At 67.0% G+C, this 17571-nt stretch carries 17 protein-coding genes; 15 read left to right on the forward strand and 2 right to left on the reverse strand.

Features of this window, described 5'->3' with window-relative positions; genetic code table 11:
- The first annotated feature begins 20 nt into the window (after positions 1-20).
- Positions 21-830, forward strand: a complete 810-nt coding sequence (locus DK254_RS06020) for a CoA ester lyase (RefSeq protein WP_109933058.1) — start codon at positions 21-23, stop codon at positions 828-830.
- A 249-nt stretch (positions 831-1079) separates the two neighbouring features.
- Here DK254_RS06020 and DK254_RS06025 read toward each other — a convergent pair whose 3' ends face one another.
- Positions 1080-2318, reverse strand: coding sequence for an OprD family porin (locus DK254_RS06025; protein WP_023101139.1), 1239 nt, complete (start codon positions 2316-2318; stop codon positions 1080-1082).
- 282 nt (positions 2319-2600) lie between these two features.
- On the opposite strand from DK254_RS06025, the gene DK254_RS06030 reads away from it, so the two are divergent.
- The 12 genes from DK254_RS06030 to DK254_RS06085 all read left to right on the forward strand — a co-directional run bounded on the left by DK254_RS06030 (position 2601) and on the right by DK254_RS06085 (position 14119).
- Positions 2601-3797: an acetyl-CoA C-acetyltransferase gene (locus DK254_RS06030; RefSeq protein ID WP_109933059.1), complete on the forward strand. Its 1197-nt coding sequence runs from the start codon at positions 2601-2603 to the stop codon at positions 3795-3797.
- Between the two features lie 8 nt (positions 3798-3805).
- On the forward strand, positions 3806-4675 hold the full coding sequence (locus tag DK254_RS06035) for an alpha/beta fold hydrolase (protein WP_109933060.1): 870 nt from the start codon (positions 3806-3808) through the stop codon (positions 4673-4675).
- A gap of 45 nt (positions 4676-4720) precedes the next feature.
- Positions 4721-5611, forward strand: a complete 891-nt coding sequence (locus DK254_RS06040; RefSeq protein ID WP_109933061.1) for an MBL fold metallo-hydrolase — start codon at positions 4721-4723, stop codon at positions 5609-5611.
- 127 nt (positions 5612-5738) lie between these two features.
- A complete protein-coding gene (locus DK254_RS06045) occupies positions 5739-6641 on the forward strand; it encodes a LysR substrate-binding domain-containing protein (RefSeq protein WP_109933062.1) in 903 nt (300 codons plus the stop codon).
- A 124-nt stretch (positions 6642-6765) separates the two neighbouring features.
- Positions 6766-7818, forward strand: coding sequence for a cyclase family protein (locus DK254_RS06050; protein ID WP_109933063.1), 1053 nt, complete (start codon positions 6766-6768; stop codon positions 7816-7818).
- Positions 7819-7830: 12 nt separating this feature from the next.
- Complete coding sequence (locus DK254_RS06055) at positions 7831-8532, forward strand: SDR family oxidoreductase (RefSeq protein ID WP_109933064.1); 702 nt, start codon at positions 7831-7833, stop codon at positions 8530-8532.
- A gap of 184 nt (positions 8533-8716) precedes the next feature.
- Positions 8717-9421 (forward strand): 3-oxoacid CoA-transferase subunit A, encoded by a 705-nt coding sequence (locus DK254_RS06060; RefSeq protein WP_023101131.1) that lies wholly within the window; start codon positions 8717-8719, stop codon positions 9419-9421.
- 2 nt (positions 9422-9423) lie between these two features.
- Positions 9424-10125, forward strand: coding sequence for a 3-oxoacid CoA-transferase subunit B (locus tag DK254_RS06065; protein ID WP_109933065.1), 702 nt, complete (start codon positions 9424-9426; stop codon positions 10123-10125).
- A 10-nt stretch (positions 10126-10135) separates the two neighbouring features.
- Positions 10136-11023: an acyl-CoA thioesterase II gene (locus tag DK254_RS06070; protein ID WP_023101129.1), complete on the forward strand. Its 888-nt coding sequence runs from the start codon at positions 10136-10138 to the stop codon at positions 11021-11023.
- 194 nt (positions 11024-11217) lie between these two features.
- Positions 11218-12516, forward strand: coding sequence for an MFS transporter (locus tag DK254_RS06075; RefSeq protein ID WP_109933066.1), 1299 nt, complete (start codon positions 11218-11220; stop codon positions 12514-12516).
- Positions 12517-12532: 16 nt separating this feature from the next.
- Positions 12533-12811 carry a muconolactone Delta-isomerase gene (gene catC / locus DK254_RS06080; RefSeq protein ID WP_109933067.1) on the forward strand — a complete coding sequence of 93 codons (279 nt, stop codon included), beginning with the start codon at positions 12533-12535 and terminating at the stop codon, positions 12809-12811.
- Positions 12812-12874: 63 nt separating this feature from the next.
- A complete protein-coding gene (locus DK254_RS06085; protein WP_109933068.1) occupies positions 12875-14119 on the forward strand; it encodes an acetyl-CoA hydrolase/transferase family protein in 1245 nt (414 codons plus the stop codon).
- Positions 14120-14514: 395 nt separating this feature from the next.
- Here DK254_RS06085 and DK254_RS06090 read toward each other — a convergent pair whose 3' ends face one another.
- Positions 14515-15306, reverse strand: coding sequence for a helix-turn-helix transcriptional regulator (locus DK254_RS06090; RefSeq protein ID WP_109933069.1), 792 nt, complete (start codon positions 15304-15306; stop codon positions 14515-14517).
- Between the two features lie 130 nt (positions 15307-15436).
- On the opposite strand from DK254_RS06090, the gene DK254_RS06095 reads away from it, so the two are divergent.
- Together DK254_RS06095 and DK254_RS06100 are read left to right on the forward strand one after the other, a co-directional pair.
- Positions 15437-16252 carry a carbon-nitrogen hydrolase family protein gene (locus DK254_RS06095; protein ID WP_109933070.1) on the forward strand — a complete coding sequence of 272 codons (816 nt, stop codon included), beginning with the start codon at positions 15437-15439 and terminating at the stop codon, positions 16250-16252.
- An 81-nt stretch (positions 16253-16333) separates the two neighbouring features.
- On the forward strand, positions 16334-17428 hold the full coding sequence (locus DK254_RS06100) for a polyamine ABC transporter substrate-binding protein (protein ID WP_109933071.1): 1095 nt from the start codon (positions 16334-16336) through the stop codon (positions 17426-17428).
- Positions 17429-17571: the final 143 nt, after the last annotated feature.

Here is a 17571-nt window from a genome sequence, read left to right on the forward strand (position 1 = left end):
CTCGTTCTGACGGAGGCCACATGCAACTGGACAAGCTGCGCAGCGCGCTGTTCGTGCCGGGAGATCGCCCGGAGCGCTTCGCCAAGGCCCTGGCCAGCGGCGCCGATGCCGTGATCGTCGACCTGGAGGATGCCGTGCAGGCGTCCGCCAAGGCCCAGGCGCGCGAACATCTGCGCGCTTTCCTCGACGCCCACCCCGACGCCGGCGTCTGGGTACGGGTGAACATGGCCGGGCACCGGGAATACGATGCGGACCTCGACCTGTGCCGTCATCGTGGCGTGGTCGGCCTGCTGCTTCCCAAGTCGGAAAGCGTCGAGCAGGTGGTCAATGCCGCCACGGTCGGCAAACCGGTACTGCCCATCGTCGAGAGCGCCCTGGGCCTGCGGGCGTTGCCGGAAATGGCACGGGTTGCCGGCGTGCAGCGCCTGACCTTCGGCGGCCTCGACCTGTGCCTGGACCTGGGCATCAGCGCGGGTACCCCGGTCGCAACACGCCTGCTCGACCAGGTGCGCTACGAGCTGTTGCTGCACACCCGCCTAGCCGGCCTCGCCGCGCCACTGGACACCGTGTTTCCCGAGATCGCCAACCTCGAGGGCCTCGCCCACTTCGCCCGCGATGCCCGAGATGCCGGTTTCGCCGGCATGCTGTGCATCCACCCGCGCCAGGTGATCGGCGTGCACCAGGCGCTGGCGCCAACCCGTGAACAGTTGGATTGGGCACAAAAGATCGTCGGCGCGGCCCAAGGCAATGGTGCTTTCCAACTGGACGGGCAGATGGTCGATGCACCGGTGATCGAACGCGCCCGGCGCCTGCTCGCGCTGCACGACTGACAGTACCGACCTCGCTTGCGCCGGCCCTCGTGGCCGGCTTTTTTTTACACCGCCGCCAAACCACAGATGCGCTTGCAGGTAGATATCCAGGCAGCGCAAACACGAACGCCCGGTCCATCGTGGAGACCGGGCGTGCGTTTACCTCAGGGTCGGGATTCCGGCATCGGCAAGGGGTGGCTCGCCGTCCGGGCGCACCGGGCAAGCCGGTGGATCGGGCAGCCGCCTTCTTGTGGAAGGCGGCCCCGCGACTCATTTCAGCGACAGCGTGTAAGAGAGGATCAGGCGATTCTCGTCCAGCTCGCCGGCGCCATCGGAGCGCACCGTCGCATTGCGCCAGCGCACGCCGAAATTCTTCAGCGGGCCGCTCTGCACCACGTAGGTGATGTCCAGGTTGCGCTCCCATTCCTTGCCGGCCTTGCCGCCGATCTCATAGCCGTCGCCACGGATGTAGCGGTTGATCATGGTCAGGCCGGGGATGCCGAAGGCGCTGAAGTCCAGGTCATGGCGCACCTGCCAGGAGGTTTCCTGCGCACGGGTGAAATCAAGGATCTGCACCACGTTGGCGCCGTAGGTGTCGGCATCCTGCAGGTACGGGAAGGGGCTATCGCCGCTGTTGTCCTGGTAGCCGACACGAAAGGTCTGCGCGCCATAGTTGGCCGAGAGCATCGCGGTGGTCAGGCCGTTGTCGATGTCCCCGCCACGGGCAGCGCCGTTCTCCGAGGAATCGAAGTAGCCCAGGTTGGCGCTCAGTACCCAGTCGCCCACCTTGCGGCTGCCCTGGAAGCCCAGGTAGTTCTGCTCGTAGACGTCCTGCAGTTCGGCACGCCAGTAGGCGAGGTTGACCGTCGGCGAAAAGGCGTAGGTAGCGCCGAAGTAGTCGAAGTGATCACCACTGACGTTGTAGTTGCCGGCGATGATCTCGTCGTGGTTGCCACTGGAGTTGCGGAAGTTGACCTTGTCGAAACGGCCCAGGTCCAGGGTCAGGTTGTCGATGTCGCTGGAGGTCAGCGTGGCGCCGTTGTAGATCGGCGGCAGCAGGCGCGCATCGCTGGAGAGCAGCACCGGCGTCTTGGGGGTGAAGCCGCCGACCTTCAGCTCGGTCCTGGCGATCTTCATCTTCGCCACGCCCGAGAGGTCGCTGTAGCTGCCGGGGCCGGAATCGCCGAAGCGGTTGGGCAGCAGGCCGGTACCGGCGCGGGCGTCGGAGGAATCGAGCTTCAGGCCCAGCGCGCTGTACAGCTCCAGCCCCACGCCGACGGTGCCTTCGGTGTAGCCCGACTTGGCGCTGAACATGAAGCCCTGGGCCCATTCCTCGCGCTTGGATTGCGGCGCGTTGTCCTGGCGGAAGTCGCGGTTGAAGTAGATGTTGCGCAGGCCGAGGTTGACGCTGCTGTCCTTGATGAAGTCGGCATGGGCCAGCGCCGGGAGCGCCAGGGCCGGCGGCAGCGCGAGCAGGCCGCAGAGCCGGGCCAGAGAAGGATTCTGCATGGAGGTATCCGTGTTGGTTGTTGTTGTTTTCGAATGACCCGGAAGGGGAACGCCGGGGTGCGCAGAAGGATGCAAACGCGAAGGCACGGACAGGTATTGGGTTTTTCTTAAGGAGCCGTTTCACGAAAACGAAGAGCGCCTCGCAGCCCAGGCGGGCGCGGCGACTTAAGCAATGCGGAAGGCAGGCTTTTGCGATGCGAAATTGCCCCGCCCGCGTCACCTTGCCCATGCTGGCTGGCATTCCCCTGGCAAGCCCATTCCCCCAAGAACAAGGCCGACCCCATGCACGACGCGCTGATCGTTTCTCCCCTGCGAACCCCCATCGGCAAGTTCGGCGGCGCCCTCGCCCCGCTGACCGCCGACCAGCTCGCCGCCGGCATCATCCAGGCCCTGCTGCAGCGCCTGGACATTTCCCCGGCGACGCTGGACGAGGTGATCGTCTCGCAGTCCTATGCCTCCAGCGAGGCTCCCTGCATGGGCCGCTATGCCGCGCTGGCCGCCGGCCTGCCGCTGGAAGTGCCCGGCTATACCCTCGACCGCCGCTGCGGTTCCGGCCTGCAGGCACTGGCCGACGCGGCGATGCACGTGCAGACCGGCCACGCCCAGGCGGTGCTGGTGGTGGGCGTGGAGAGCATGAGCAACATCGAGTACTACAGCACCGACATGCGCTGGGGCGCCCGCGCCGGCAGCGTGAAGTTCCACGACCGCCTGGAGCGCGGCCGCGAGCGCTCGCAGCCGCACGAGCGCTTCGGCTACATCTCCGGCATGCCCGAGACCGCCGAGAACCTGGCCCGCGACTACGGCATCAGCCGCGAGGAAGCCGACCGCTTCGCCGTGCGCAGCCACCACAATGCCGCCGCCGCGTGGCGTGACGGACGCTTCGCCGAAGAAGTGGTAGCGATCGACGTACCCGGCAGGCGTGGCAGTCGAACCACCGTATCGATGGACGAAGGCATCCGCGAGGACGCCAGCCTGGAAAGCATGGCCGGCCTGCGCGTGCTGCTGCCTGACGGCGTGTGCACGGCGGGCAATTCCAGCCAGCAGAATGACGCTGCGGCGGCCTGCCTGGTGGTCTCGCCGGACTATGCCCGACGCCACAACCTCAAGCCGCTGGCGCGCCTGGTGGACTGGGCGGCGGCCGGCTGCGACCCCGCGCGCATGGGCATCGGCCCGGTGCCGGCGGTGGAGAAGCTGCTGCAACGCACCCGGCGCACGCTGGCCGAGATGGACCTGATCGAGGTCAACGAAGCCTTCGCCGCCCAGGCACTGGCCGTGCTCAAGGCCTGGGGCCTGGAGGATGACGAGCGGGTCAACGTCAACGGTTCGGGCATCTCCCTGGGCCACCCGATCGGCGCCACCGGCGTGCGCATCATGACCACCCTGCTCCACGAGATGCAGCGCCGCGGCGCACGCTACGGACTGGAAACCCTGTGCATCGGCGGCGGCCAGGGCATGGCCGCGCTGTTCGAACGGGTGTGAGGACGGGCATGAACTGGATCGAAGTCAACCAGGCCGCCCTGCGCTACCAGTTGCTGCCAGCCGAACGCCCCGACACGCCGGTGCTGGTACTCATCCACGAGATGGGCGGCAGCCTGGAAAGCTGGGACGACCTCTGCGCCACCCTGGCCGGCGAACTCACGCTGCTGCGCTACGACACCCGCTGCGCCGGGCTGTCGGAAAAATTTCCCGGCGAGTTGGCCATCGACGATCACGTGGCCGACCTGGCAGCCCTGCTCGACGCGCTGCGGATCGATACCCCCGTCGCGCTGATGGGTGTCGCTGTCGGTGCGGCCATCGCCATCCGTTTCGCCGCCCGGTATCCCGGGCGCTGCCAGCAGCTGATCGGCCTGGCGCCGGCCTGCGGGGTCGCCGCTTCGGCTCGCGATGCCACCCGCCGGCGCGCTGCCGCGTTGCGTGAAGAAGGCCTGGGCGAACTGGTGCCGGCGCTGCTGGAAAAAACCTGGCCTGCCCCGCTGCGCACCGATGCCGGGCGCTTCGACGCCTTCCGCCTGCGCTGGCGCGCCGCCGATCCCCAGGGCTTCGCCGCGACCTTCGCCATGCTTGCCGGCCTGGAACTGGAAAACGACCTGCCCCGCCTTCCGCAACGCACCCTGCTGGTGGCCGGCGAATACGACGCCCTGCGGCCCCCGTCAGAAATAGACCGCCTGGCCCGATGCGCTGCACAGATCGAGCCTTTGCAGGTAGCCTCCGGGCATTTCATGCCGCTGCAGAGCCCCCGACTGGTCGCCGCGCTGGTGCGCGGTTATGTGTGCGCCGGGTTGTCCGGCTCGACGCTCTACCGGGCGTTCATCGAGCACCCGCAGCACCGCGTCGGCGCCAGTGGCCATGCCGCCTGAAGCACACCGTGATAGCAGAACAACGACAATGAGGAACCACGCCCCATGATGCAGTCGCGCAAGATCGGTGACATCAAGGTCACCCGCATACTCGAATACGCAGGCCCCACCCACGACCCGGCGTTCCTCTTCCCGCAGATGGACAGCCAGGTGCTGGAAGAACACCGCGAGCTGATGGCGCCGAACCACTGGATTCCGCACATGAACAAGCTGATCGTCACCATCCAGTTCTGGATCGTGCACGTGGGCAGCGAGATCGTGGTGATCGACACCGGCGTCGGCAACTTCAAGCCGCGCCCGGGCATCGCGCGGATGAACATGCTCAACGGCCTGGTGCGCGAGTGGATGATTGCAGCCGGCGCGCCGCCGGAGAAAGTCACCCATGTGGTCATCACCCACCTGCACGCCGACCATGTGGGCTGGAACACCACCTGGAAGGACGGGCGCTGGGAGCCGACCTTCCCCAACGCCACCTACCACTTCCCCAAGGACGACTTCGACTTCTGCCACCAGGGCAAGAACAAGGAAGGCGGTGTCATCGACGTGTTCGGCGAATCCTTCTTCGACAGCGTGATGCCCATCGTCGATGCCGGCCTTGCGCGGATGATGGTACCCGGCGAGGAAATCGCCGACTGCCTGCAGGTGCAGGCAGCGCCCGGCCACAGCCCCGGCCAGGTAATCTTCAAGGTACGCTCCGGCAACGAGGAAGGCATCTTCTGCGGCGACATCCTGCACAGCCCGGTGCAGATCGTCCGCCCGGACATCAACTCCGGCTACTGCATCTGGGAAGACACCGCCCGGCAGACGCGCCTGGCCTTCCTCAATGAAGCCGCCGACTCCGGCGCGCTGATCCTGCCGGTGCACTTCGGCGAGCCCCATTGCGGCTTCATCCGCCGCCAGGGCGAGGGCTTCCGCTTCGAGGCGGCGCACTGGTGAGCCCGTCGCCCGCGCCGCCCCATGCGGCGCGGGCCGTGCATGGCGGCGCCGGAGCGACGAACACCGTCTATGCAGGCCATTCACCAGCCAGTACCGTGGCATACCACTTGGCAAGAAGTACCTGACCATGGCGATGCATTTCGATATCACGGATTTCCGGCTGTTCATCAACATCGCGGAAACCAGCAGCCTCACCCGCGGCGCGGAGCGCTCCTTCCTCTCCGTGCCAGCCACCAGCAACCGCATCAAGAACCTCGAGGACAACCTCGGCATGCGTCTGCTGGAGCGCTCGCCCCAGGGCGTGACCCTGACCAACGCGGGCAAGACCTACCTGCAGCACGCGCGCATCATTCTTTCCCAGCTGGAGATGCTCACCGGCGACCTGCAGCAGTACGCCGAAGGCCTCAAGGGCCAGTTGCGCCTGCTGGCCAACACCACGGCCATTACCGAATACCTGCCGCCAGTGGTGGGCGAATACCTCAAGACCCACCCCGACGTGCACATCGATATGCGCGAGCGCCTGAGCGACGACATCGTGCGCTGCATCCGCGATGGCAGCGCGGACCTGGGCATCGTCTCCGGCAGCGTGGTCACCGACGGCCTGCAGAGCGTGCCGCTGGTGAGCAGCCGGTTGATGGTCATCGCCCCCGAAGGCCACCCGATCCTCGAAGGCGGCGAAGTGTATTTCAAGCAAGCCCTGCAATACGCCTTCGTCTCCCTGCTCGAAGGCAGCGCCATCCACGTCTTCCTCAGCCGCGCGGCGGCGGCGCTGCACATCCCCTTGACCATCCGCGTGCAGGTCGCCAGCTCCGATGCCATCTTCCGCATGGTCGAGGCCGGCGCCGGCATCGCCATCGTGCCCCAGGCCGGCTTCGAGCGGCTCAAGGGCAGCCAGAGAATCGGCTCGTGCAAGCTGCTCGACCCCTGGGCGGTGCGCACCTTCCAGCTCTGCGCCCAGGACTTCGACGGCCTCTCGGCCTTCGCCCGCGACTTCGCCGACAGCCTGATCGACTGCTATCGCGCGGCTTAACCCCAGGTTAAGTCCCCCTTTCGAAGAGGCCAATTGTCCACCCCAAGCGAGTCTGGGAGCCTTGTTGCACAAGGACGCGCCACGTTCCGGGGCGCTCCGCCACCAATAATGACAAGGACCACCCATGGCCGAACAACGCTGGAAGAAACGCCCCGAGGGCTCGAACTGGGGCGACTTCGGCCCCGACGACCAGAGGGGCCGGCTGAACCTGCTGACGCCGCAGAAGGTACTGCAGGGCATCGCCGAAGTGCGCGAGGGGCTGGCCTTCTGCCTCAGCCTGCCGCTGGACTACCCGGGCGGCAACGCGATGAACGTCAACCGCCTGCCGCCGATCCTGCGCCCGCTGTTGCGCAAGGGCGGGGTCAACATGAACTACCAGTACCAGTGGATCCAGGAAGGCCGCCCCGACGTGCTCAGCGATGATCTGGCGATCCTCCACCTGCAGTACTCCACCCAGTGGGATGCGCTCTCCCATGTCGGCGCGCTGTTCGACGCCAATGACGACGGCGTCCCCGAGCCGCTGTACTACAACGGTTTCAGCGCTGGCGGCGACGTCGAAGGCCCCAGCGACCTCCAGGACTGCGGTATCGCCGGGCCGATCAAGCCCCACAGCACCTCCTGCGCCCACGCGCTGGGCATCGAGCGCATGGCCGAGACCTGCGTGCAGGGCCGCGGCGTGCTGATCGACCTGCACCACCACTTCGGCCTCGAGCGCACACACATCGGCTACGACGAGCTGATGCGGGTGATGGACGCCGACAACGTGGAAGTCGAGGCCGGCGACATCGTCTGCCTGCATACCGGTTACGCCGAAGCCCTGCTGGGGATGAACCGCAACCCCGACCCGGCGGAACTGGATCGGCTGGCCGCCGTGCTCGACGGCCATGATTCGCGGCTGCTGAACTGGATCACCGACAGCAACCTGGTGGCCATCGCCGCCGACAACTACTCGGTGGAAATCTTCCCCGCCGGCCATGCCGGTGATTGCTGCTCGGTGATGCCGCTGCACCACCACTGCCTGTTCAAGCTGGGGGTACACCTGGGCGAACTCTGGCACCTCACGCCGCTGGCCAACTGGCTGCGCGCCAACGGCCGCAACCGCTTCCTGCTCACCGCCCCGCCACTGCGCCTGCCCGGCGCCGTGGGCGCCCCGCTCAACCCCATCGCCACAGTCTGACGGAGTTCCATCATGCCCAGAGAACGCGTGCTCATTACCGGAGGCGCCTCCGGTATCGGCGCGGCCATCGCCCAACGCTGCCGCGATGACGGCTTCGAGCCGGTGATCATCGACCGCATCGGCGACGGCCTGATCGCCGACCTGAGCGATACCCGCGCCACCGCCGCCGCCCTCGAACAGGCCCTGGCCGATGGCCCGATCACCCGCCTGGTGAACAACGTCGGCATGGTCTGCCCCAATCCCGCCGACGAGCAGAGCTTCGAAGAACTGGAGCGGGTCTGGGCGCTGAACGTCCGCTGCTCGCTGCAGTGCATGCAGGCGCTGCTGCCGGGCATGAAGGCCGCCGGCTTCGGGCGCATCCTCAACATGTCCTCGCGCGCCGCGCTGGGCAAGGAGCTGCGCAGTGCCTACGCGGCCACCAAGGCCGGGTTGCTGGGCATGACCCGCGTCTGGGCGCTGGAGCTGGGCCGGCATGGCATCACCGCCAATGCCATCGGCCCCGGCCCCATCCGCACCGAGCTGTTCGAGCGCGCCAACCCGCCGGACAGCCCGCGCACCCGGGCGATCATCGACAGCGTGCCGGTCAAGCGCCTGGGCGTGCCGGACGACATCGCCCAGGCGGCCTCGTTCTTCCTCGATGCACGCGCTGGCTTCGTCACCGGCCAGGTGCTCTACGTGTGCGGCGGCATGACCGTCGGCGTAGCCGCCGTCTGACCTGCATCACCCCGCTGGCCCGCCTCATCAGCGGGCCAGCAGCTTGTTAATCCGCGGTTAAACACCCCTTCCGCAGACTGAAATTGTGACCCCCAGGGCGCGCTGGCAAGCTGGTTTCCAGGCGTGATGAAGGCCGGAAAAGGCCGCATCCGCCCGCGATGAAAACGAAAAAGGACCCGCAGTCATGATCGACAAGCTTTGCCCCAGTGCCGCCCAGGCGCTGGCCGAGATTCCCGACGGCGCGATCATCGCCGTGGGCGGCTTCGGCGGTGCCGGGATGCCCGAAGACCTGATCGACGCGCTGATCGCCCAGGGCGCGCGTGACCTCACCCTGGTGAGCAACAACGCCGGCCAGGGCGATACCGGCCTGGCCGCTCTGCTCAAGGCCGGCCGCGTGCGCCGCATTCTCTGTTCCTACCCGCGCATGGTCGGCTCCCACGTGTTCGAGGAACTGTACCGTGCCGGCAGAATCGAGCTGGAGATCGTCCCCCAGGGCAACCTCGCCGAGCGCCTGCGCGCTGCCGGCTGCGGCATCGGCGGGTTCTTCACCCCCACCGGCTACGGCACCCTGCTCGCCGAAGGCAAGGAAACCCGCCTGATCGACGGCCGCCACTACGTGTTCGAAACCCCGATCCACGTCGACTACGCGCTGATCAACGCCGAGGTCGGCGACCGCTGGGGCAACCTGGTGTACCGCAAGACCGCGCGCAACTTCAGCCCGGTGATGGCCATGGCCGCGCGCCACACCATCGCCTCGGTGGGCCGCGTCTGCGCCCTGGGCGAGATCGACCCGGAGCAGGTGGTCACCCCAGGCATCTTCGTCAAACGCATCGTGCAGCGCACCCGCGCCGTCGCCCCCAGTGAAGTCGACCGCAGCAAGGCAGGTTGAGCATGGACAAACAGACCCGCAACGCCATGGCCGCCCGCGTGGCCCGCGACATCCCCGAAGGCGCCTACGTCAACCTGGGCATCGGCCTGCCGACCCTGGTGGCCAACCACCTGCCGGCGGACAAGGACATCTTCCTGCACAGCGAGAACGGCGTGCTCGGCCGCTGGACCGGTGCCAAGCCCGGCGAGGAAGACTGGGATATGATCAACGCCGGCAAGGAACCCATCTGCCTGTCGCCGGGCGCGGCGTTTTTCCACCATGCCGACTCCTTCGGCATGATGCGCGGTGGCCACCTGGACATCTGCGTGCTCGGCGCCTTCCAGGTTGCGGCCAACGGTGACCTGGCCAACTGGCACACCGGCTCGCCGGACGCCATCCCTGCCGTCGGGGGCGCCATGGATCTGGCCATCGGCGCCAAGCGTATCTTCGTGATGATGGAGCACTTGGCGAAGGACGGAGCGTGCAAGCTCATCGAACACTGCACCTACCCGCTCACCGGCATCGGCTGCGTCAGCCGCGTGTACACCGACCTCGCCACACTGGAGATCACCGCCGAGGGCGTGCAGGTCATCGAGCTGGCGGGCGAGACCACGGCCGAGGCGCTGCAGGCCGTCACACCGATCCCGCTGGACTTCTCCACGCTGCGCAGCCGCCCTGCGCGGGCCTTGAGCCCGAGCGCCGAGCGGGCGCTGGGCTCCACCTGAGGACGCCGCCGTGAGCACCTTCGACCGTGCAAGAGCCTGGGATCAGGGCGATCTGACACAGCTGCTGAGCCTGGAAGACGGCCCGCAGGACACCTTCCGCGCCACCGTCAACGACAGCAACGTCAACGGCCGCGTGTACGCCGGACAACTGCTCGGCCAGGCCCTCTGGGCCGCCGCGCAGACCGTGCCGCACCGAGTGCCCAGTACCCTGCAGGCCACTTTCCTGCAGGGCGCGCGCCCCGAGGACGCGCTGGAATACAAGGTGGAAGCGCTGCAGGATGGCCGGCGCTTCTCCAGCCGGCACATCTATGGCGTGCAGGGCACCGCGCTGGTGCTCAGCGCCCACGCGACCTTCCAGCACCCCGGCGAATGCATCGATGCGACACCACGCCTAGAGCGCGAGGTCCCGCCCCCGGAAAGCCTGCCGGACCTGCGCGAACTGGCCGAGCGCTACCCCGGCCAGGGCGAGGCGGCGCAGGTGCGTTTCACCGGGCAACCACTGCTGGATATCCGCCCGGTGAACCCCGCGGTGTACTTCGGCCGCACACCGTCGCAGAACGAAATCGCCTACTGGGTACGCCTGCTGCAACCGCTGACGGCCGAAGGTTGCCTGCACCATGCGGCGCTTGCGTATCTCTCCGACTGCTGGTTCAACGGCGCCCTGACACCCCCTGCGGGTGCGAGGGAGCTGTGGCAACGGCACTACGTCGCCAACCTCAATCACACGCTGTGGTTCCACACCCCCGAACCGGCCTGCGACGACTGGCTACTGTTCGTCAGCCAGGCCACCCGCAGCCTGGCCGGACGCGGCCTGGCGCTGGCGCACATCTACCGCCGCGACGGCCGTCTGATCGCCAGCATGGCCCAGGACCTGCTGATTTCTCCGAGGACCGACTGACCGCTTAACCCGACCCAAAGGCAGGCTTTCGCAAAGGCAAATGGGCGCGCGAAGCAATCTGCCGCATGCTCGCTTCACGAACTGAGCCCCCGCCCGCCTGGCGGTCAGCTCGCACGACGAGCGCCACCCAAACGCGGCAACCGCGGCCACGCGCCGCGAACCGACACCCAATAACAATAAGGACGGTAATCACCATGTTCGACTGGTACAAAACCGGCTCCCGGCAGGAGCGCAAGACCTTCTGGGCCTGCTTCTCCGGCTGGGCGCTGGATACCTACGACGCGCAGATGTTCAGCTTCCTGCTGCCGGCGCTGATGGCGGTCTGGCAGATCTCCAAGGGCGAGGCCGGCATCGTCGGCACCGCCGCGCTGCTCTCGGCCTCCCTAGGCGGCTGGATCGCCGGCATCCTCAGCGACCGCTATGGCCGTGTGCGCATCCTGATCTTCACCATCTGCTGGTTCACCCTGTTCGGCTTCATCGCCGGCTTCACCCAGAGCTATGAGCAGATGCTGGTGATCCGCACCCTGCAGGGCCTGGGTTTCGGTGGTGAGTGGGCGGTCGGCGCGGCGCTGATGGCCGAGGTCATCCGCCCGGAACACCGTGGCAAGGCACTGGGCTTCGTGCAGAGCGGCTTCGCCCTGGGCTGGGCCGCCGCCGCGGTGATCATGACTGGCCTGCTCGCCTGGCTGCCGCAGGATCTGGCCTGGCGCGTGGCCTTCTGGGTCGGCGTGATTCCGGCTGGCTTCGTGCTGTTCATCCGCCGCCACGTGAAAGATCCGGAGATCTACCGGCAAGCCACCGCCAAGGTAGAAGAGAAGGCCTCGATGCTCTCCGCCTTCCGCCCCGCCGTGATCCGCCTGACTCTGCTGGCCGCCGTACTGGTCACCGGCCTGCAGGCCGCCGCCTACACCATCATGGCCTGGCTGCCGACGCTGATGGTCTCCGAGCGCGGGCTCAAGCCTGGCCCGGTGATCTTCACCATGCTGATCATGTGCGCGGGCGCTTTCGCCGGCTTCATGGTCACCGCCTGGATCGCCGACCGCTACGGCCGTCGCCCCGCCCTGCTGCTGTTCAGCGTCGGCGCTTGGATCTTCACCGTGGTCTACATGCTGGTGCCGATGAGTACGGAACTGCTGATGGCCATGGCCTTCCCCGTGGGCGCTTTCGCCACCGGCATCTTCGCGGTGCTCGGCCCGTTCCTGAGCGAACTCTTCCCCACCCATGTGCGCACCACCTGCATGGGCTTCTCCTACAACCTGGGCAAATCCCTGGGCGCGCTGTCCATCGCCGGCGTCGGCGTGCTCTCCGAGAAGATCGGCCTGGCGCAGTCCATCGGCACGTTCTGCCTGGTGGCCTACGCACTGTCCGTGACCGCCGTGCTGCTGCTGCCCGAAACCCGTGGCGTACGCCTGCAGGATGTCGACGCCAAGGTCATGAACGACGGCGAAAGCGAGCCCTCCAGCGGCGCCCAACTGTCCCAGAGCAAACTCTGACACCCGAGGAATCACCATGCTGTACTGCGTAAGAATGGACGTGAACATTCCCCGCGATATCCCGGCCGAGGAAGTCGAGGCGATCAAGGCCGCCGAGAAGGCCCGCGCCACCGAAATCCAGCGTTCGGGGAAATGGCCGCACCTGTGGCGCGTCGTCGGCCAGTACTCGAACATCAGCGTGTTCGACGTAGAGAGCAACGACGAGCTGCACGCTCTGCTCTCCAGCCTTCCGCTGTTCCCCTTCATGGCGATACAGGTCACCCCGCTGGCCAGGCACCCCTCCTCCATCGCCTGACTCTGGCGGCGGCTCTTCCGGGCCGCCGCCGTCTTCCCACGACTTTCAGGATGCGGCCACGCCATGCCAATGCTGCTGCAAGCGGACGCGCTCGACCTCAGTGAACTGATCCGCCCCGGCGACACCGTGCTCTGGGGCCAGGCCAACGCCGAACCCCTGCCACTGACCCAGGCGCTGATGGAGCAACGCGCGCGCATCGGCCGCTTCCGCGTCATGCTCGGCATCGCCAGCAGCCGGACCTGTGGCCCCGAACATGCCGACGTGGTCGATTTCCTCGCCTACTGCGGCGCCGGCGCCAACCGCGAACTGGGCAACGCCGGGGTGCTCGACATCCTGCCCAGCCACTATTCGCAACTGCCCGGGCTGATCGCCAGCGGAGCCCTGCGCATCGACGTGCTGATGCTGCAACTGGCACCCGCCGACGCCAATGGCCGCTACAGCCTGGGCATCGCCCACGAGTACCTGCTACCAGCGCTGGATCATGCGCGGGTGGTCATTGCCGAAGTGAACCAGCAGGCGCCACGCACCTTCGGCGAACGCACACTGGGCGAGGCAGACCTCGACGCCATCCTGCACACCGACCGGCCCCCACTGGAAAATCCCCCGGCGCGCATCCGCGAAGCGGACACCCGTATCGCCGCGCACATAGCCGAGCTGATCGACGACGGCGCCACCCTGCAGATCGGCATCGGCGCCATCCCCGACGCGGTGCTCGGCGCCCTGCGCGCCCATCGCGACCTGGGTGTGCATTCGGGCAGCCTGGGCGACAGCGTCGCGCAACTGATGCAGGCCGGCGTGATCACCAACGCCTGCAAGAGCCGCGACCGGCATGCCAGCGTAGGCGGGGTGCTATTGGGCAGCCGGGTGATCCACGACTACGCCCACGACAACCCGGCCATCCAGTTGCGCTCTACCGCCTATACCCACGACGCGGACGTGCTCGCCAGCCTGGACCGCTTCGTGGCGATCAACTCCGCCGTGGAGGTCGACCTCACCGGCCAGATCAACTCGGAAGTCGCCGCCGGCAGCTACGTCGGCGCCGTGGGCGGCGCCTTGGACTTCCTGCGCGGCGCTGCTCGCGCCAAAGGCGGCCTGCCCATCATCGCCCTGCCCTCCACCGCAGGCAGCGGCAGCCGCATCGTCGCCCGACTCAACGGCCCCGCCACCATCCCGCGCAGTGACGCCGGGTTGATCGTCACCGAATTCGGCGTCGCCGACTTACGTGGCAAGACTATTCGGGAAAGAGTGGCATGCATGCTGGAAATCGCCCACCCGCGACACCGTGCGGCGCTGGAGGCACAGCTCTAAGCTCGCGCTGGGCATGACGCTCGACTTCCGCTTTTAACGACCCAGCAATCCGCCATGAAGAAATCGAAGCTTCGAAGGAATGTCCGCTGAGGCTCGGAAACGATCCTTGACGCCGGCCCCAGCCAGGCAACTGCCCTCCTCGGAACTTGCCATGCACGGCCAGCACCGGCTTGCGCGGTTCACCGTGGAGGTTGCCGTTGGCGGAAGTGCCGACGGTTTGGTGGCAGCCCTTGTCGAACCGGTTGTCGAGGTTCGGCGTCGTCGACCGGTGCTCATGGCGTCCACTAGGGAAAAATGGGATTGCCCCGCAATCTATCCATCGCCTCTCGAATGCCTGGCGGCCCAGGCAAGTACAGCCGATAGCCGCCGTTGTGCCCCTCCGCTATCGGCCCGGGCTAGCGAGTGCTCTGCGCGTTATGGAAGATCTTGAAGAGGTCCGACTGCGACTTGATCTTGAGCTTGGCGTAGACGTGCCGCCGGTGGACCTTCACGGTCTCGGCGGAAATGTCGAGCTTCGCCGCCGCCTCCTTGTTGGAGCAGCCGCTGAGGACGAGCCGGATGACGTCCAGTTCCCGGGCGGTCAGGGGCGTGCCCAGGCGCGCCATCATCTGCTCCAGGTTGCCCTGCCAGCGTTCGCTTGGCCGTGAGGGCGGCTCGTTGACGCCGGCCTCGAAGAACAGGCGCTGGCGCATCAGCGCGCAGACCCAGGGGCGTATCAGCTCGAGCAGCGCGATCTGCTGCGGCTCGAAGCGCGAGCGGCTGCCCAGCGACAGGCACAGGCTGCGCTCCCCATCGAGGGCAACGTTGTACTGCACCTCGTCCTCGACCACGTTGTGGGTGAAGTACAGCCGGTAGTATTCCGTGTCGCGGAAGCATTCCGGGGCCACCTCGCAGAGGCGGAACAGGCCGCTTGCCGGCTTCTCGCGGTTGGCGACGTAGAAGGGGTCGAGCAGGTACAGGCCCTGCACGTAGTCGTGGAACAGCGGGTCGGGACCGCCGCCCTCGTAGGGGCTTTCGGCGAATATCCGCGGGCGGTCGTCGCTGAACAGCAGCGCCACCCAGCTGCCCAGCGCCATGTGGTCGCCCAGCACCTGGGCCATGGCGCGCCAGAAATCGGGCTGGTCGAGGCGTTCGGCCAGTTGCCCGAAGGCCCGGTGCCAGCCCACGTCCAGGAGCGTCAGGTTCATGCGGGTACCCCCGGGGTTAATCAATCGGCGGAATAGGAAATTCGGTGGCGGTTCGCATACTTGCAGCGGCCCCTCGGAAAAGTCCCCGACTTTCCCACTGTGGCCCCGGTTCATCAACAAGGTCCGAACAATGAAGCTTGAACTCGTGCAACAAGCCGCCCGCGACGGCGACACCCCGTACAACCTCCACCGCATCCTGCAGGCCATCGCCGGCTGCTCGCCGGACACGGACATCGTGGTGTTCCCCGAGGCGCAGATCACCGGCTTCCTCAACGCGCAGAACATCGCCGGCAACGCCGAACCGCTGGATGGCCCGAGCCTGCAGGCGGTACAGCGTGCCGCACGGGAGCGCGGCGTGGCAGTGGTCGTCGGGTTGATCGAGAACGACGGCGGCAAGTTCTACAACACCACGGTATTCGTCGCCCCCGAGGGCCTGCTGCTGAGCTACCGCAAGACCCATCTGTGGGTCTCCGAGCCGGGCCTGGTGCTGCCTGGCGACCGCTTCGCCACGCTGCAATGGCGCGGCGTGCGCATCGGCCTGCTGATCTGCTACGACAGCGAGTTCCCCGAAAGCGCCCGCGCCCTGGCCGAGCTGGGCGCCGAGCTGATCCTGGTCAGCGACGGCAACATGGAGCCCTTCGGCCACGTGCACCGCACCTCGATCGCCGCCCGCGCCCAGGAGAACCAGGTGTTCGCCGTGGTGGTGAACCGCGTGGGCGAAGGCGAGGACGCCATCACCTTCGCCGGCTGCAGCGCGGTGGTCGACCCCTTCGGCCATACCCTGTTCGAGGCCGGCAACCGCGAGTGCCGGCACTTCGTCGAGCTGGACTTCAGCCAGGTCGCCAGCGCCCGCGGACTCTACGACTACCACGCGGAAAAGCGCTTCCGCCTGCCCGGGGAACGCATCGAGCACGCCGATGGGCGTCATGAACTGCTGATTCCCTGACCTCACCAGCACCTTTCGCTACCTGCCAACAAAAGCACACCGCCGGCCGTCTCCCCTGGGACAGGCCGGCCAGGAGCCCCCATGAAACACCTGCGTCTTTTCTCGCTCGGCCTGGCCTCCCTGCTCGCGCTGGGCAATGCCCATGCCGAGCCGCCGACCGTGCACCTGTACAACTGGTCCGACTTCCTCGCCCCGGAAACCGCCAAGGAGTTCCAGGCCGCCACCGGCACCACGCTGGTCCAGGACGTCTTCGACGATGCCGAGGTGATGGAAAGCAAGCTGATGGCCGGCCGCAGCGGCTACGACGTGGTCATCATCCCGGACGACCTGATCCCCAACTTCGCCAAGGCCGGCGTGCTGCAGGAGCTGGACCGCTCGCAACTGGGCAACTGGCCGCACCTGGACGCCGAAGTGCTGCGCAAGCTGCAGGTGAACGATCCGGGCAACCGTTACGCGGTACCGTACATGTGGGGCACCACCGGCATCGGCTACAACCTGGACAAGGTCGCGCAACGGCTGGGGCCCGATGCCCCGGTGGACTCCTGGGACCTGATCTTCAGGAAGGAAAACATCAGCAAGCTGAGCGAGTGCGGCGTGGCCATGCTCGACGCGCCGGTGGAGATCATCCCCATCGCCCTGCACTACCTGGGGCTGCCGCCCAACAGCAAGAACCCCGACGACTACAAGAAGGCCGAGGCGCTGCTGCGCGACATCCGCCCCTATGTCCGCTACTTCGACTCCTCGAAATTCCCCTCCGACCTGGCCAACGGCAACATCTGCGCCGTGGTCGGCTGGGGAGGTTCGGTCTACGGCGCCAAGCAGACCGCCGAGCGCGCCCACAACGGCATCAGGATCGCCTACAGCATCCCCCGCCAGGGCGCGCCGGTGTGGGTGAACAACATGGTGCTGCTGAAGGACGCGCCTCACCCGCAACAGGGCTACGCCTTCATGGACTACATCCTGCGCCCGGAGATCACCGCCAGGAACTCCAACTACGTGGGCTACCCCAACGGCAACAAGGACGCCACCGCCCTGATCGACGCCCAGCTGCGCGACAACCCGGCGCTGTACCCGTCCAAGGAAGTCATGAGCACCCTGTACCCGCTGGAAACCCTGCCCCTGCGGCTCGAGCGCGTGCGTACCCGCATGTGGACCAGGATCAAGACAGGTACCTGACGGGCTGGGTCCAGGCCATGGAGGATGTGCGAGGAGTGTCTTGCGCATCCTTTTTGGGTCGATTGGCGTCGCAGGGCACTTTACTGCTGAACAATTGTTCAGTTATAAGATCGCAACCTTCCGGCTCTGCGCGGCACCACCCT

The sequence above is a fragment of the Pseudomonas sp. RW407 genome, assembly GCF_003176655.1.
GTDB classification, from domain to species: domain Bacteria; phylum Pseudomonadota; class Gammaproteobacteria; order Pseudomonadales; family Pseudomonadaceae; genus Pseudomonas; species Pseudomonas delhiensis.

Bases quoted from the DNA above. Each gene is read 5' to 3' on its own strand.
- DK254_RS06020 (WP_109933058.1), top strand. From the start codon at position 21: ATGCAACTGGACAAGCTGCGCAGCGCGCTGTTCGTGCCGGGAGATCGC.
- DK254_RS06025 (WP_023101139.1), bottom strand. From the start codon at position 2,318: ATGCAGAATCCTTCTCTGGCCCGGCTCTGCGGCCTGCTCGCGCTGCCG.
- DK254_RS06030 (WP_109933059.1), top strand. From the start codon at position 2,601: ATGCACGACGCGCTGATCGTTTCTCCCCTGCGAACCCCCATCGGCAAG.
- DK254_RS06035 (WP_109933060.1), top strand. From the start codon at position 3,806: ATGAACTGGATCGAAGTCAACCAGGCCGCCCTGCGCTACCAGTTGCTG.
- DK254_RS06040 (WP_109933061.1), top strand. From the start codon at position 4,721: ATGATGCAGTCGCGCAAGATCGGTGACATCAAGGTCACCCGCATACTC.
- DK254_RS06045 (WP_109933062.1), top strand. From the start codon at position 5,739: ATGGCGATGCATTTCGATATCACGGATTTCCGGCTGTTCATCAACATC.
- DK254_RS06050 (WP_109933063.1), top strand. From the start codon at position 6,766: ATGGCCGAACAACGCTGGAAGAAACGCCCCGAGGGCTCGAACTGGGGC.
- DK254_RS06055 (WP_109933064.1), top strand. From the start codon at position 7,831: ATGCCCAGAGAACGCGTGCTCATTACCGGAGGCGCCTCCGGTATCGGC.
- DK254_RS06060 (WP_023101131.1), top strand. From the start codon at position 8,717: ATGATCGACAAGCTTTGCCCCAGTGCCGCCCAGGCGCTGGCCGAGATT.
- DK254_RS06065 (WP_109933065.1), top strand. From the start codon at position 9,424: ATGGACAAACAGACCCGCAACGCCATGGCCGCCCGCGTGGCCCGCGAC.
- DK254_RS06075 (WP_109933066.1), top strand. From the start codon at position 11,218: ATGTTCGACTGGTACAAAACCGGCTCCCGGCAGGAGCGCAAGACCTTC.
- catC (WP_109933067.1), top strand. From the start codon at position 12,533: ATGCTGTACTGCGTAAGAATGGACGTGAACATTCCCCGCGATATCCCG.
- DK254_RS06085 (WP_109933068.1), top strand. From the start codon at position 12,875: ATGCCAATGCTGCTGCAAGCGGACGCGCTCGACCTCAGTGAACTGATC.
- DK254_RS06090 (WP_109933069.1), bottom strand. From the start codon at position 15,306: ATGAACCTGACGCTCCTGGACGTGGGCTGGCACCGGGCCTTCGGGCAA.
- DK254_RS06095 (WP_109933070.1), top strand. From the start codon at position 15,437: ATGAAGCTTGAACTCGTGCAACAAGCCGCCCGCGACGGCGACACCCCG.
- DK254_RS06100 (WP_109933071.1), top strand. From the start codon at position 16,334: ATGAAACACCTGCGTCTTTTCTCGCTCGGCCTGGCCTCCCTGCTCGCG.